The organism is Streptomyces sp. CoH27 (genome assembly GCF_020181035.1).
Classification (GTDB): domain Bacteria; phylum Actinomycetota; class Actinomycetes; order Streptomycetales; family Streptomycetaceae; genus Streptomyces; species Streptomyces camelliae.
Window position 1 is genome coordinate 69,376 of sequence record NZ_JAIQYY010000007.1, and the last position, 13,325, is coordinate 82,700.

12 protein-coding genes are annotated in these 13,325 nt (G+C 72.9%); 10 read left to right on the forward strand and 2 right to left on the reverse strand.

The window, feature by feature from the left end; all coding sequences use genetic code 11:
* Positions 1–86: 86 nt before the first annotated feature.
* From LE548_RS12710 to dnaG, 4 genes are all read left to right on the forward strand, one after another.
* On the forward strand, positions 87–839 hold the full coding sequence (locus LE548_RS12710) for a sirohydrochlorin chelatase (protein WP_225096891.1): 753 nt from the start codon (positions 87–89) through the stop codon (positions 837–839).
* Positions 840–954: 115 nt separating this feature from the next.
* Positions 955–2,232, forward strand: a complete 1,278-nt coding sequence (locus tag LE548_RS12715) for a deoxyguanosinetriphosphate triphosphohydrolase (RefSeq protein WP_225096892.1) — start codon at positions 955–957, stop codon at positions 2,230–2,232.
* A gap of 123 nt (positions 2,233–2,355) precedes the next feature.
* A complete protein-coding gene (locus LE548_RS12720; RefSeq protein ID WP_225096893.1) occupies positions 2,356–3,621 on the forward strand; it encodes an FAD-dependent oxidoreductase in 1,266 nt (421 codons plus the stop codon).
* Positions 3,622–3,764: 143 nt separating this feature from the next.
* Positions 3,765–5,660 (forward strand): DNA primase, encoded by a 1,896-nt coding sequence (gene dnaG, locus LE548_RS12725; RefSeq protein WP_225096894.1) that lies wholly within the window; start codon positions 3,765–3,767, stop codon positions 5,658–5,660.
* A 43-nt stretch (positions 5,661–5,703) separates the two neighbouring features.
* On the opposite strand, the gene LE548_RS12730 is transcribed toward dnaG, so the two are convergent.
* Positions 5,704–6,090, reverse strand: a complete 387-nt coding sequence (locus LE548_RS12730) for a helix-turn-helix transcriptional regulator (protein ID WP_225096895.1) — start codon at positions 6,088–6,090, stop codon at positions 5,704–5,706.
* 112 nt (positions 6,091–6,202) lie between these two features.
* On the opposite strand from LE548_RS12730, the gene LE548_RS12735 reads away from it, so the two are divergent.
* Positions 6,203–7,465 carry an MFS transporter gene (locus LE548_RS12735; protein ID WP_225096896.1) on the forward strand — a complete coding sequence of 421 codons (1,263 nt, stop codon included), beginning with the start codon at positions 6,203–6,205 and terminating at the stop codon, positions 7,463–7,465.
* Between the two features lie 101 nt (positions 7,466–7,566).
* On the opposite strand, the gene LE548_RS12740 is transcribed toward LE548_RS12735, so the two are convergent.
* Positions 7,567–8,214 (reverse strand): ScbR family autoregulator-binding transcription factor, encoded by a 648-nt coding sequence (locus LE548_RS12740; RefSeq protein ID WP_225096897.1) that lies wholly within the window; start codon positions 8,212–8,214, stop codon positions 7,567–7,569.
* A 231-nt stretch (positions 8,215–8,445) separates the two neighbouring features.
* Here LE548_RS12740 and LE548_RS12745 point away from each other — a divergent pair, with 231 nt between their 5' ends.
* The 5 genes from LE548_RS12745 (at position 8,446) to LE548_RS12765 (ending at position 13,284) form a co-directional block, all read left to right on the forward strand.
* Positions 8,446–9,387 carry a ScbA/BarX family gamma-butyrolactone biosynthesis protein gene (locus LE548_RS12745; RefSeq protein WP_225096898.1) on the forward strand — a complete coding sequence of 314 codons (942 nt, stop codon included), beginning with the start codon at positions 8,446–8,448 and terminating at the stop codon, positions 9,385–9,387.
* Positions 9,388–9,449: 62 nt separating this feature from the next.
* Positions 9,450–10,748, forward strand: a complete 1,299-nt coding sequence (locus tag LE548_RS46000) for an oxidoreductase (RefSeq protein ID WP_225096899.1) — start codon at positions 9,450–9,452, stop codon at positions 10,746–10,748.
* A complete protein-coding gene (locus LE548_RS12755; RefSeq protein ID WP_225096900.1) occupies positions 10,745–11,446 on the forward strand; it encodes an HAD family phosphatase in 702 nt (233 codons plus the stop codon). The genes LE548_RS46000 and LE548_RS12755 overlap by 4 nt, the downstream gene beginning before the upstream one ends.
* A 78-nt stretch (positions 11,447–11,524) precedes the next feature.
* Complete coding sequence (locus LE548_RS12760; protein WP_225096901.1) at positions 11,525–12,154, forward strand: TetR/AcrR family transcriptional regulator; 630 nt, start codon at positions 11,525–11,527, stop codon at positions 12,152–12,154.
* Between the two features lie 104 nt (positions 12,155–12,258).
* A complete protein-coding gene (locus tag LE548_RS12765; RefSeq protein WP_225096902.1) occupies positions 12,259–13,284 on the forward strand; it encodes a LysR family transcriptional regulator in 1,026 nt (341 codons plus the stop codon).
* The last annotated feature ends 41 nt before the right edge of the window (positions 13,285–13,325 follow it).

Sequence of the window (13,325 nt, forward strand, 5' to 3'; positions counted from 1 at the left end):
CGCGCATGCGTACGAGGTGAACCCATGGAAAATACCCGTGACGGCCAGGCAACGGCCACGCAACGTACCCTCGCCACCATCGGTCCATGACACCGTCGCACCCGTATTTCGCCCCGGCCCCACCGGCCCTGGTCCTGGTCGCCCACGGCAGCAGGGACCGGTGCGCGCTCGCGACGGTGACGACGCTCATGGACCGCATACGCGAGCTGCGCCCCGGCCTGGCCGTCCACCTGGGCCACATCGAACTGAACGAGCCCCTGCTCCCGGACACCCTCGCGGCTCTCGGCGACACCCCCGCCGTCCTGGTGCCGCTCCTGCTCAGCCGGGGCTACCACGTCAAGCAGGACATCCCCGAGATGGCGGCCACGGCCCGGGTGCGCGCCCGCGTGGCACCCCCGCTGGGCCCGCACTCCCTCCTGGCGGAGGCCCTCCACGACCGCTTGCTGGAGGCCGGCTGGCCGACGGCCCCGGACGCCGCCGAGCGCCGGGACAGTGCGGTGATCCTCGCGGCAGCGGGCTCCCGCGACCCCGACTCGGCCACGGACACCCGCCGCACCGCCCGCCTCCTTGCCACCCGCCTGGGCGTCCCGGTCCTCCCCGCCTACGCCTCGGCGGCGACCCCGACCGTCCCGACGGCGCTGCGTGCATTGGCGGCACGCGGCCGACACCGGGTGGCGATCGCGTCGTACTTCACCGCACCGGGGCGTTTCGCGACGCAGTGCGCGCAGGCAGCGCCGTGGATCGCTGCGGCGCCGCTGGGGAACCATCCGGCGATGGCGCGCTTGATCCTGAACCGTTATGAGGAGAGCGTGTCGACGCCGTGGGCGGCAGCAGCGTAAAGGGGCGCGGGGCTGTATCCATGTGCGGCTCCGCCGCGTGGGCGCGAGTAACCACATACAACCTGTAGCCGCGCGATAACAGATCCCGGCAGACGAGTGGGCTTAGTGTCGACCCATGGAAGGCACCGCACTCAGCTATGTCCCAGCCGCCCTGGAACGCTACGCCCCAGAGCCCGACAAACGCCCAGGCCGCACCGCCTTCCAACGAGACCGCGCCCGCATCCTCCACTCCGCCGCGCTACGACGCCTCGCCGGCAAAACCCAGGTCGTCACCCCAGGCCAGCGCAGCGCCAGCGCGTGGGACGCCAGCCCCCGCACCCGCCTCACCCACTCCCTCGAATGCGCCCAGGTGGGCCGAGAGCTCGGCGCGGCCCTCGGCTGTGACCCGGACCTGGTGGAGGCCGCCTGCCTCGCCCACGACCTCGGCCACCCGCCCTTCGGCCACAACGGCGAACAGGCGCTGAACGACTTCGCGGACGACTGCGGCGGCTTCGAGGGCAACGCCCAGTCCCTGCGGCTCCTGACCCGGATCGAGCCCAAACGCTTCATCGCCGGAGGCACCCGCTCCGTCGGCCTCAACCTCACCCGCGCCACCCTCGACGCCGCCACCAAGTACCCGTGGCCGCGCGGCACCCATCCCACCGACCCGGCGTCGCGGAAGTTCGGCGTGTACGAGGACGACCGCCCGGTGTTCGACTGGGTCAGGGCGTCCGCCCCCGGCACCCGCATCTGCTTCGAGGCGCAGGTCATGGACTGGTCGGACGACGTGGCGTACTCGGTGCACGACGTCGAGGACGGTCTGCACGCCGGGCACATCGACCCCAACTGCCTGCACGCCGAGCCCGAGCGGCAGGCGGTGTTCGCGGTGGCCATCGGCCGCTACGTCCCGGCGGACACCGACCCGGCCGAACTGTCCGCCGCCCTCGACCGCCTCCAGGACGAGGAGTGGTGGCCGCACGGCTACGACGGCACAGCGGTCGCGCAGGCCCGCCTCAAGGACGCCACCAGCCAGCTGATCGGCCGGTTCTGCCTGGCCGCCGAGGGCGCCACGCGCGCCGCGTACGGCAGCGGCCGGCTCACCCGCTACGGCGCCGAACTCGTCGTACCCCGTGCGACCCGGACGGAGTGCGCGGTGCTCAAGGCGGTCGCGGACCGGTATGTGATGCAGCGTGCCGAGCAGGAGCGGCTGCGCGCGGACCAGCGGGTGATCGTGGCGGAGCTGGCGGAGGCGCTCACGGCCCGCGCGCCGGACGGTCTTGATCCGCAGTTTCGGGCCCTGTTCGACGGGGCAGGCGACGACCACGCGCGCAAGCGGGTGATCGTGGACCAGATCGCCTTGCTCACCGACGCCTCCGCGCTGTCCCTGCACGCGAGACTGACCGGGCACATGTGAACCGACGGGGCATATGTGGGAGGTACGTGACCGGTCCTGGCCTGATCGGGTCACTCCCTCTTCCCGCAGCACGCCGCGTGCGGGACGCTCCCCTATGGCGGCACCCTTACGAGGAGGCATCAAGTGGTCGACGCGGATCAGACATTCGTCATCGTCGGGGGCGGTCTCGCCGGCGCGAAGGCGGCCGAGACGCTCCGGGCGGAGGGCTTCAGCGGCCGGGTGATACTGATCAGTGACGAGCGCGACCACCCCTATGAGCGCCCGCCGCTGTCCAAGGGCTATCTGCTCGGCAAGGAGGAGCGCGACAGCGTCTTCGTGCACGAGCCCGCCTGGTACGCGCGCAACGACATCGAGCTGCACCTCGGCCAGTTCGTCGACCGTATCGACCGTGCGGCGAAGACGGTCCGCTTCGGCGACGACGGCACGCTCGTCCGCTACGACAAGCTGCTGCTGGTCACCGGCGCCGAGCCGCGCCGCCTCGACATCCCCGGCACGGACCTGGCGGGCGTGCACCATCTGCGCCGGCTCGCGCACGCCGAGCGGCTCAAGGGCGTGCTGGCCTCCCTGGGCCGGGACAACGGGCACCTGGTGATCGCGGGCGCCGGCTGGATCGGCCTGGAGGTCGCGGCGGCGGCCCGCGAGTACGGCGCGGAGGTCACGGTGATCGAGCCGCAGCCGACCCCCCTGCACGGCGTCCTCGGCCCCGAGCTGGGCGGCGTCTTCGCCGAGCTGCACCGCGAACACGGCGTCCGCTTCCACTTCGGGCGGCAGCTGACCGAGATCGTTGGCCAGGACGGCATGGTTCTCGCGGTCCGCACCGACGACGGTGAGGAGCACCCGGCGCACGACGTGCTCGCCGCGATCGGCGCGGCCCCCCGCGTCGGCCTCGCGGAGGCGGCGGGCCTGGAGATCGCGGACCGGGCGCTCGGCGGCGGCATCGTGGTCGACGAGCGGCTGCGCACCTCCGACCCCGACATCTACGCGGCCGGCGACGTGGCGAACTTCCCGCTCGCCCGGTTCGGCACCCAGGTCCGGGTGGAGCACTGGGCCAACGCCCTGAACGGCGGACCGGCCGCCGCCCGCGCGATGCTCGGCCAGGAGGTGGCGTACGACCGCGTGCCCTACTTCTTCACCGACCAGTACGACCTGGGGATGGAGTACAGCGGCTGGGCGCCGCCCGGGTCGTACGACGAGGTGGTCATCCGGGGCGACGCCGGCAAACGGGAGTTCATCGCGTTCTGGCTGAAGGAAGGGCGCGTGCTGGCCGGGATGAACGTGAACGTGTGGGATGTCACAGAGCACATCCAGAAACTGATCCGCTCCGAGGCCCAGGTGAACGTGGAGCAGCTGGCCGACCCGCACGTACCGCTGGACAGCCTGACGTCCTGAGGACCAGGACTGTCACAGCACCCCCGTGCTGCAATTCCCGGGGGCGCTGCATCCGATTGCCGCTGCGCGGCGGGCCGGACCCCCGGCCGGGGGGTCGGTCAGCGCGCCCCGGGTGTGTCAGTCCCGCCCCGTAGAATCACCTCGTGGCAGGACGGATCAACGACGAGGACGTGAAGGCGGTACGGGACGCGGTCCCGATCGACGCCGTGGTCTCCGAGTACCTCCAGCTGCGCAACGCGGGCGGCGGCAACCTCAAGGGCCTGTGCCCGTTCCACGACGAGAAGTCGCCGTCCTTCCAGGTCAGCCCGAGCAAGGGACTCTTCCACTGCTTCGGCTGCCAGGAGGGCGGCGACACCATCACCTTCGTGATGAAGGTGGACCACCTGTCCTTCTCCGAGGCGGTGGAGCGGCTCGCCGCGCAGGCCGGCATCACACTGCGCTACGAGGAGGGCGGGTACAACCCGGCCCACCAGCGCGGCGAGCGGATCCGCCTGGTCGAGGCGCACAAGATCGCCGCGCAGTGGTACGCCGAGCAGCTGGCCGGCAGCGCCGAGGCCGAGACCGGCCGGATCTTCCTCGCCGAGCGCGGCTTCGACCAGGCCGCCGCCGTCCACTTCGGCGTCGGCTACAGCCCCCAGGGCTGGGACCACCTCACCCGCTATCTGCGCGGCAAGGGCTTCAGCGACAAGGAGCTGATCCTCTCCGGGCTGTCCCAGGAGGGCCGGCGCGGCCCCATCGACCGCTTCCGGGGCCGCCTGATGTGGCCCATCCGGGACATCGGCGGCGAGGTCGTCGGCTTCGGCGCGCGCAAGCTCTACGAGGCGGACAACGGCCCGAAGTATCTGAACACCCCCGAGACGGCGATCTACAAGAAGTCGCAGGTCCTCTACGGCATCGACCTGGCGAAGCAGCACATCGCCAAGTCCAGCCGGGCCGTCGTCGTCGAGGGCTACACGGACGTCATGGCGTGCCACCTGGCCGGGGTGACGACGGCCATCGCGACCTGCGGTACGGCCTTCGGCGGCGAGCACATCAAGATCCTGCGCCGGCTCCTCATGGACAACGGCTCGGCCCGGGTGATCTTCACCTTCGACGGTGACGCGGCCGGGCAGAAGGCCGCCCTGCGCGCCTTCGAGGACGACCAGAAGTTCGCCGCCGAGACCTACATCGCGATCGCGCCGGACGGCATGGACCCGTGCGAACTGCGCCTCGCCAAGGGCGACGAGGCGGTGGCCGACCTGGCCGAGCCGCGCACGCCGCTGTTCGAGTTCGCGCTGCGCCAGATCGTGAACCGCTACGACCTCGACACCCCGGCGGGCCGCGCCGCCGCCCTGGACGAGGCGGCACCGATCGTCGCCCGGATCAAGAACAGCGGCGCGCAGCACGAGGTCGCCGTCGAGCTGGCCGGCATGCTCGGCATCCTCGACACGCAGTTCGTGGTCAAGCGGGTGGCCCAGCTGGCCCGCTGGGCGCGCGAGCGCGGCGGCAAGGGCCCCGCCCCGGCGGGTCCGCAGCAGTACGAGGCCGCCGCCCGCCCCGCCACGGCGGGCCCCGCGCTCCAGCTCCGCAACCCCATCTACGCCACCGAACGCGAACTGCTCAAGCTCGCCCTGCAGCGCCCGGAGCTGGTCTCCCCGGCCTTCGACGCGTACGGCGTGGACGAGTTCACCGCCGCCCCCTACGCCGCCGTACGCCAGGCCATCCTGGACGCGGGCGGCGCCGAGTACGGCATGGGGGACAGCCAGGAGTACCTGGTCCGGGTCCGCGAGGCCGCCCCGGACGACACGGTCCGCGCCATGGTCACCGAGCTGGCCGTGGAGGCGATCATGCGCCGCACGGTCGACGAGGCCTACGCCGGCGAACAACTGGTGACGGTCCGCCGCCGGGCCGTGGCCCGCCGGGTCCAGGAGATCCAGATCACCGTCCGCCGCCTGGAAGCGGGCGGCGACCCGGCCGAACTGGCCGCCGTACGCAACGAGCTGTGGGTCCTCCAGCAGTACGACCAGTCCCTGAAGACCCGGGGCGCGGAGGCGCTGTGAGCGGGTCCGGCGGCTGGGCCGGGCCGGCCACCGGCGGTCCCGGCTAGGGGTGGTCCGGCCGCGGCGTCCAGCCCGCCACCAGGTCGAGAAGGCCGGGGAACCGGGCGTTGAGGTCGGCCACGCGGACATGGCTGCGGCGTTCCAGCCCGTACTGGCGCTGCCGGGTGATGCCCGCCTCGCGCAGCGCCTTGAAGTGGTGCGTCAGCGACGACTTGGGCCGGTCGAGCCCGAACCAACCGCATGTGTGGTCGAAGTCCTCCGACTCCAGGAGGAGTTTTCGGACGATTGTCAGCCGTAGCGGGTCGCTGAGCGCGCCGAGCACGGTCTCCAGACGCAGCTCCTCGACCGCCGGCTCCGGCAGTGGTTCGGGCAGGTCAGACGGTTCGGGCAGCACTTTGATGGCGGCTGCGGGCGCCGCGGTCGGGGGCATAGGCAACTCCTCATGACGCTATTCCTATGTACGACTCCGATCGTACTGCATGCTAAGTTCGACTCGACTCGTACTGCCGGGGGAGTCGGCAGGCAAGATCGGAGGAACAGTCATGTCCGAGACCCGGACCACATCAGTCCAGGCCCTCCACGGGAGGCGAGACGCGGACACCGCCGGCACCGGCAGGCCGTCCGTCGCGCCGCTGTGGTGGGTGTGGTTGGCCGCCTGGCCGGTGACAGCCGTCTTCGTGCTGTCGAACGCGGCGACACCGCTGTACGTGCTGTGGCAGCGCGACATCGGCTTCTCCAAGGGCACCCTGACCGTGGTGTTCGCCTTCTACATCGTCGGCCTCATCGGCTCGCTGCTGGTCTCCGGCGTCGTCTCCGACCGGATCGGCCGCAAGCCCGTGCTGCTGCCCGCGCTGGGGCTCGCCCTCGCCGCCTGCCTGATCTTCGCGACCGCCGGCAGTGTGGCCGCGCTCATCGTGGCCCGGCTGTTCACGGGCATCGCGGTCGGCGCCGTCGTCTCGGCCGGCATGGCGGCGGTGACCGACGTCGCCGGTCCCGAGCGCAAGCGGATCGCGGCGCTGCTCGCCTCCTGCGCGATGGTCTTCGGCGCCGGGCTCGGCCCGCTGCTGTCCGGCGTGCTCTCCGAGGTGGCGCCCGGACCGACCGTCACCGTCTTCGTCGTCGAGGCCGTCCTGCTGGTCAGCGCGGTGCTGTGCGTGCTGCGGATGCCCGTGCGCCGGCCCGAGGTGCGCGCCAAGGGCGCCTGGGTGCGGGTGCCCGGCGTGCCGCGCGGCAACGGCCGTCAGCTCCTCCTCGGCATCGCGGTCTTCGCCCCCGGTATCACCGCCACCTCCTTCGTGCTCTCGCTCGGCCCGTCCCTGCTGTCCGGGCTGCTCGGCACCACCAACCGGATCGTCGCGGGAGCCATGGCGTTCGTGATGTTCCTCGCCGCCACCGGGGTGCAGTTCGCCGTCCAGCGGCTGCGCCGCCGCATCATCCTGACGGCCGGCGCGGTGAGCACGGCGCTGAGCATGGTCATGCTGGTGATCGCCGTGCACACCTCGACGGTCGCGGTCCTCGTCATCGCCGCGCTGCTGGCCGGCGCCGGCCAGGGCATGGGCCAGCTCGGCGGCCTGTCGCTGCTCAACTCCAGTGTCGCGCCGGAGCGCCTCGCCGAGGCCAACGCCGCCCTGAACGTGGGCGGTTACATCCCCGCCGGCGTCCTGCCCGTCTCCGCCGGCTACCTCAGCGACGCGGTGGGCCTGACCAACGGCGCCACCATCTTCGGCGCCGTCCTGCTGGGACTGGCCGTCATCGGCGGTCTGGTGGTGCTCGCCACCCGGCGCCAGGTGACGGACCCGGCCTGAGACGCCGTGCGCACACGGCACGCTCCCGGGGGGCGGTGCACCGCTGGACGGCGGTGGTGCACCGCCCCCCGCTTCCGTACGGCGGCCGGCCGTCCCCGCGCTCAGTCGGCCCGGATCGCGCGGAAGAGCAGCTCACTCAGGTCCGCCCAGCGCGCCACGACGTCCGCGCGCCCGCTCAGCACGTCGGAAACGTGCTGCGAGCCGAAGAACGCGGACACCAGGGAGCGCGCGGCCCGCTCCGGCTCGACGCCCGGGCGCAGCTCGCCGGCCTCCTCGGCGGCGGTCAGCAGGGACCGCAGGAGCGCGATCCAGTCGACGTAGGGGGTGGGCAACTCGGCGTCGATCTGCGGGCGTTCGATCTGGAGCCGGGCCCCGGCCTGCACGATCACGTCCTCCTGGAAGGCCAGGGCCGCGCGCTCCAGCATGCGTGCGGCGGTGGTCAAGGGGCTGAGACCCTCCTTGGAGACCTCCTCGACCAATTTCGGCCAATGCGCATAGTGCTCCTCCACGATCGCCACGGCCAGGGCCTCCTTGTTCGGGTAGTGGAAGTACACGGCGCCCTTGGTCATCTCGACCCGGTCGGCCACGTCCTGGACCGACGTCTGGCGGAAACCCCGCTCGGTGAACAGCTCGGCGGCGCCCAGCAGGACCTGCAGGCGCGTTCTGGCGGAGCGCTCCTGTTTGGGGTCGGGACCTCTCCTCGCGGGACCCATCTTCGCGGTGAACGCGGGAGCTAGCGGCTCTGGCATGAGGGCACGTCCTGTCGGCTCGTTCGGGGTGTGCATACGTGCGGTGGCGGAAAGTAGCCCCTGAATATACCTTCCCGCAGGTATATTTCTGGAGGGGGTCACATGGCGAGGGAAGACGATAGCGCCGCGTGGCCGGATGCGTCGAAGAATGGGGGAGGCCTGCGCGTGCACGGCATACCTGAGCTTGGACTCGATCCTGTTCGTCCGGGGCCCGAGCGCCACTGGGGAGCGATGGACTTCGACCGGAGCGTCCCGTGCGAGTCCGTTCACAAGGCAGCGGCAGCGGAGGTCCTGCTGACGGACGCCGCGCGGCTCGGCGACGAGCGCTTCGCGGTCGCGGCCGTGTGGCGCCGGGACCACTTTCTCGCTCATCACGAAGGGCCCTCGGCCGACCCGGTGCTCCTGGCGGAGACCGCGCGGCAGGCCGCGATCCACCTGTCCCACCGCTTCTTCGACGTCGCGTACGGGATGCCGTTCGTCCTGAGCGAGATCTCCGTCGACCTCTCCGAGACGCTTCCGCCCGTGGACGCGGGGCACCTCGCCGTCGGACTCGACGTGCACTGCCGCCCTCCCGCCGAGGGCACGCGGCGGCTGCAGCTGGAACTCCGGGCCGATGTCCTGGCGCGGCACCGCCGAGTGGGGTCGGTGGGAGTGTGCTGGGAGCCGATGCAGCCCCGCCGGTACGCCCTGGTGCGGCGCCGCGGGGCGCAGGAGCCGGGAGCGGAGTCGTCGGGCGCCGAGCGGCCCCGCGTTCCGCTGCGGCCGGCCGACGTCGGGCAGCTCGTCGAGCGGGACGTCCTCCTCGCCGCCGACCCGCTGGACCCGCCGGGGGCGAACCGTTGGTGGCTGCGGCTCGACCGCGCGCACCCGGTGCTCTTCGACCACGAGTCAGACCATGTGCCGGGCATGGCGCTCGTGGAGGCGTTCCGGCAGGCCGGACGGGTCGCCGCGGCCGACCGCCGGCCGGGGGCGAGCGGCGCGACGCTGCTCTCCGTGACGTTCACCGCCTTCGGTGAACTCGACCTCCCGGTCTCCCTCACCGCCGAGCCGGCCGACCGCGGCACCGGCGTCTTCACACTCCGCGCCCTCCAGGGCGAACGCGAACTCGCCCACGCCACGGTGAGCCACCCCCTCGCCCACCCCTGCGGGAAGCAGCTGGAGACAGCATGCTGACCGCGGGACAGCCGGCCGTCGAACACCAGGGAAATGACCGAAAAACGCCGGACGCTGAGAGCGTGTCCACCGGCAGGGGCGGCGAGAGCGCGCAGGCGGGGCCGATCCGCCCGGTCGGTCGGGGCAGCAGCGATGTGCGCGGCGGGCCCGTCGAGCCGGTGGGCGAGGACGGAAGTGACGTGCGCAGCAGGCGCGTTGAGGCCGCTGGTCGGGACAGAAGCGATGCGCGCAGTCGGCTCGGCGAGGGCGAGGGCGAGGGCGTGGGCCGGGGCGGAGGCGATGCGTGCAGGCGGCTCGTCGAGGTCGCGGGGCGGGATGCCGCGGCTGCCGACGAGCGGCGGCGGTTGGGCGCCGGCGTTGCCGCGGCCATCGTCGACGCGGGCTTCGCGCGTCACTTCGTGCCGGTGCGCTGGGGTGGGAGCGCCGGGACGTTCGCTGGGCTGCTGGCCGGCGCGTCGGCCGTTGCGGAGGCCTGTGCCGCCGCCGGCTGGTGCACCGCGCTGTACGCGGCCCACGGCAGGCTCGCCTCCTACCTGCCCGAGCAGGGGCAGCGCGACCTGTGGGCGGACGGCCCGGACGTCCGTATCGCGGCCTCGATCGTTCCCGCGCAGGGCCGCGCCGTGGCCGTGGCCGGCGGCTGGCGGCTGGACGGGGAGTGGGGCACGGCCAGCGGCGTCGACCACGCGGAATGGGTGCTGCTGGCCTCGCTGACAGCGGGCGCCGACGGCGGGCAGGAGCACCGGATCTTCGCCGTGCCGCGCACGGAGATCCGCGTCCGGGACACCTGGGACTCCGTCGGCCTGCGGGGGAGCGGCAGCAACAGTGTGCGGGCCGACGGTCTCCTCGTGCCCGCCCACCGCTCGTTCACCCTGGACGCGTTGCTGCGCCCGCTGCCCGACGCGGCCCGCTGCCACCGGGTCCCGTATCCGATGGTCGCCGCGCCGATCTTCGCGGCGCCGGTGGTGGGCGCGGCACGGGCGGCGCTGCGGGCCTGGACGGCTGAGCGCCTGCACGGCACGGCGCCCAGGTCCGGGCAGAAGCTGCTGCTGGCCGACGCCTCCGCGAGGATCCACGCCGCCGGTCTGCTCCTCGACGGCACGGCCGACCGCGCGGACCGCGGGGAGATCACTTCGCTCGCGGTGGCCGAGAACCGCCGGGACGCGGCGACCGCCGCCGCGCTGTGCCGTGCGGTGGCCGACGACCTCTTCCGCGCGGCCGGCCTCCGGGCGCAGTCCCGGGACAGCCGGACCCAGCGGGCCTGGCGGGATGTCACGACGGCCGCGGCGCACGGCGCCCTCGGCCTCGACGCGGCGGCCGACGCGTACGCGGAGGCGGTCCTGGCGGGCGGGGGCGACCGATGACGCGGACGGCAGGGACCGCACGTCCCGTCCTGGCCTTCTTCGACGTCGACGAGACCCTGATCGCCGACAAGAGCATGATCGAGTTCTGGCGGCACTGGGCGGCCGCGCACCCGGCGCGGACCACCGACGACACGCGGGAGCTGCGGGCCGAGGCGGCGGCGACCCGCGACCGCGAGGAGCTGAACCGCAGGTACTACCGCCGCTACGCGGGCGTGCCGCTGGACACCCTCGAAGCCGCGGGCCGGCGATGGTACGACGGCTACCGGCGCGGCGGTGCCGCCTTCGTGCTGCCCGCGGTCGACGCCGTCGCCGCACACCGGGCCGCCGGCCATGAGATCGTGCTGGTCTCCGGCTCGATGCGCCCGCTCCTGGCCCCGCTTGCCGAGGACCTCGGGGCGTCGGCGATCCTCTGCACCGAACTGGTCGTGAGCGCGGGCGGAGTGCTGACCGGCGAGGTGGACCGTCCGATGATCGGCGGGGCCAAGGCCGACGCCGCGACCCGGATCCTGCGGGAGCGCGGCGCCGACCCGGGCGACTGCCACGCATACGGCGACCACGAGAGCGACCTCGCCCTGCTCCGCGCGGTGGGCAACGCCGTGGTGGTGGGGGACTCCCCGGCGCTGCACGAGGCCGCGAGACACCACGGCTGGCCGGTCGTCCCAGCCCGCCGGGGACCGCTGCGGGCGGAGCGGGTGTGAGACGTCCGTACGGGAGGTTGCGGATACCTTCCGGCCCGATGGTATGTATGTGATCTCTTTGATACAGGAGGGGCATACATGGCCAAACAGGATCGGGCGCGCCTCACCAGGGAAAGGGTGCTGACGGCCGCGGCCGAGGTGTTCGCCGCACAGGGATACAGCAGGGCGACGCTCAGCGCGGTGGCCGAGCGCATCGGCATGACGAAGGGGGCCCTCTACGGGCACTTCCCCTCCAAGAAGTCGCTGGCCGGGGCGCTCATCGACGAGTCCCGGCGGACCTGGGTGAGTCTGCGGACCGAGTACGACATCCCGAGCACCGACGCCGGCGGCGTCCTCGAAGGTGTCGTCGCGGGCCTCGCCGGCCGGCTCCAGTCGGACGTACGGCTGCGGGCCGCGGTACGGCTCGCGTCCGACTGCCCGGTGCTGGCGCGGGCGTTGGGCGATGTCCTCGCGGAGGTGCACAACGCCCTGGCGGAGCTGGTCCGCCGGGCGCAGCGCGACGGCGGCTTCCCCGCGCACTCGCCGCGCCTCGTCGCCAGTCTGTTGTTGATCGTGATGTGCGGGCTGCTGCACGCGCCCGCCGGATGTGCCGAGGAGCGCGGAGGGCCCGGCGCGGAGAGGTTGTGGAGACTGCTGTTCGCCGTGCTGTCGGGGGCCGACGGGCCCGGCCGGGCGAGCGGAGATGACGGTGCCCTTTCAGGGCCGTAAAAAATACCTTCGAGAACGAATTTTCGGCCCGGGATCTGGCATGGTGGGGCCCGGTGTGCGCATCCGTTGCCCGGGGCCGGGCGACGAGATTGGGGAGGAACCAGATGAGCGTGCTGGACGAGTGGACGAGCCGTCGCACCTCGCGGCTCGTGGACCCAGATGCGCGGGATGCCGATCCGCGCGGTGACGGCGTACTCCGCGCGGTGTCCGACGCACGCGAGGTCGACGACTTCGACATGCGGCACCTCCGGTATTTCCTGACCGTGGTGCGCGCCGGAACCGTGTCGGCGGCCGCCCAGGAACTCCGGATATCCCAGCCGAGTCTCAGTCAGCAGATCCGGCGCCTCGAACAACGCGTGGGCGCCCCGTTGTTCATTCGCAGTTCGCGCGGCGTTGAACTGACGGCCGGCGGCCGGGCCTTTCTCCGGGAAATCCAAGGAATTCCGGGTCAATTGCGTTCCGCCATCGCCGCGGCCGCCCCCACGCCGCGCATCTGGCCTGTCGGCGTGTGCGGCGGAGTGCCGGCCGACGTCCTCATCGAGGTCCAGAACGGGCTGTCCGGCAGGCACGCGCCCGGCGGCGAGGCCGGCACGAAGCTGCGGATGCGCTCGGTGGACGCGGCGGACCAGGGGGAGCTGCTGCGGCACGGCGAGATCGCCTTCGGCATCGTGCGGCTGCCGATCCCGATTCCGCACGCGGTGCGCGCCGTGGTCCGCGACGAGCCCCTCGGCGTCGTCATGGCGCGGGAGCATCCGCTCGCCGCGCACCCCGAGCTGACCTGGCGGGACCTCTCGCGCCAACGCCTGCTGTGGTACGAGGAGGGCTGCGCGCCCGGGTTCGCGGACACCGTGCCGGCGCATCTGGCCCGGCTCGGCTGGAACTCGGTGCTGCACCCGGTCGACCAGGATCAGCACGCCCTGTTCCTGCACGCGCTGCAGACCACCGCGGACCTCGTGGCCCTGCGGCCGCACTGCGCGGTCGAGCGGGAGCCGCACCTGGTGTGGCGGCCGCTGCCCACCACCAGCCCCCCGCGCGAGCGCATCGCGGTGACCGCGGCGGGCGGCAGCCGCACTGCCCGCATCCTGCAGACGGTCGCCGCGGAGCGCGGCTGGGTGTTCCTCGCCGAGTAGCTCGGCCGTCCGCCCCCGTCCGGGGGGGGGGGGGGGGGGGG

Excerpts from the sequence above, each read along its gene's own strand:
- LE548_RS12710 (WP_225096891.1), top strand. The coding sequence starts at position 87 with ATGACACCGTCGCACCCGTATTTCGCCCCGGCCCCACCGGCCCTGGTC.
- LE548_RS12715 (WP_225096892.1), top strand. The coding sequence starts at position 955 with ATGGAAGGCACCGCACTCAGCTATGTCCCAGCCGCCCTGGAACGCTAC.
- LE548_RS12730 (WP_225096895.1), bottom strand. The coding sequence starts at position 6,090 with ATGCCCCCGACCGCGGCGCCCGCAGCCGCCATCAAAGTGCTGCCCGAA.
- LE548_RS12735 (WP_225096896.1), top strand. The coding sequence starts at position 6,203 with ATGTCCGAGACCCGGACCACATCAGTCCAGGCCCTCCACGGGAGGCGA.
- LE548_RS12740 (WP_225096897.1), bottom strand. The coding sequence starts at position 8,214 with ATGCCAGAGCCGCTAGCTCCCGCGTTCACCGCGAAGATGGGTCCCGCG.
- LE548_RS12745 (WP_225096898.1), top strand. The coding sequence starts at position 8,446 with ATGGACTTCGACCGGAGCGTCCCGTGCGAGTCCGTTCACAAGGCAGCG.
- LE548_RS12755 (WP_225096900.1), top strand. The coding sequence starts at position 10,745 with ATGACGCGGACGGCAGGGACCGCACGTCCCGTCCTGGCCTTCTTCGAC.
- LE548_RS12760 (WP_225096901.1), top strand. The coding sequence starts at position 11,525 with ATGGCCAAACAGGATCGGGCGCGCCTCACCAGGGAAAGGGTGCTGACG.
- LE548_RS12765 (WP_225096902.1), top strand. The coding sequence starts at position 12,259 with ATGAGCGTGCTGGACGAGTGGACGAGCCGTCGCACCTCGCGGCTCGTG.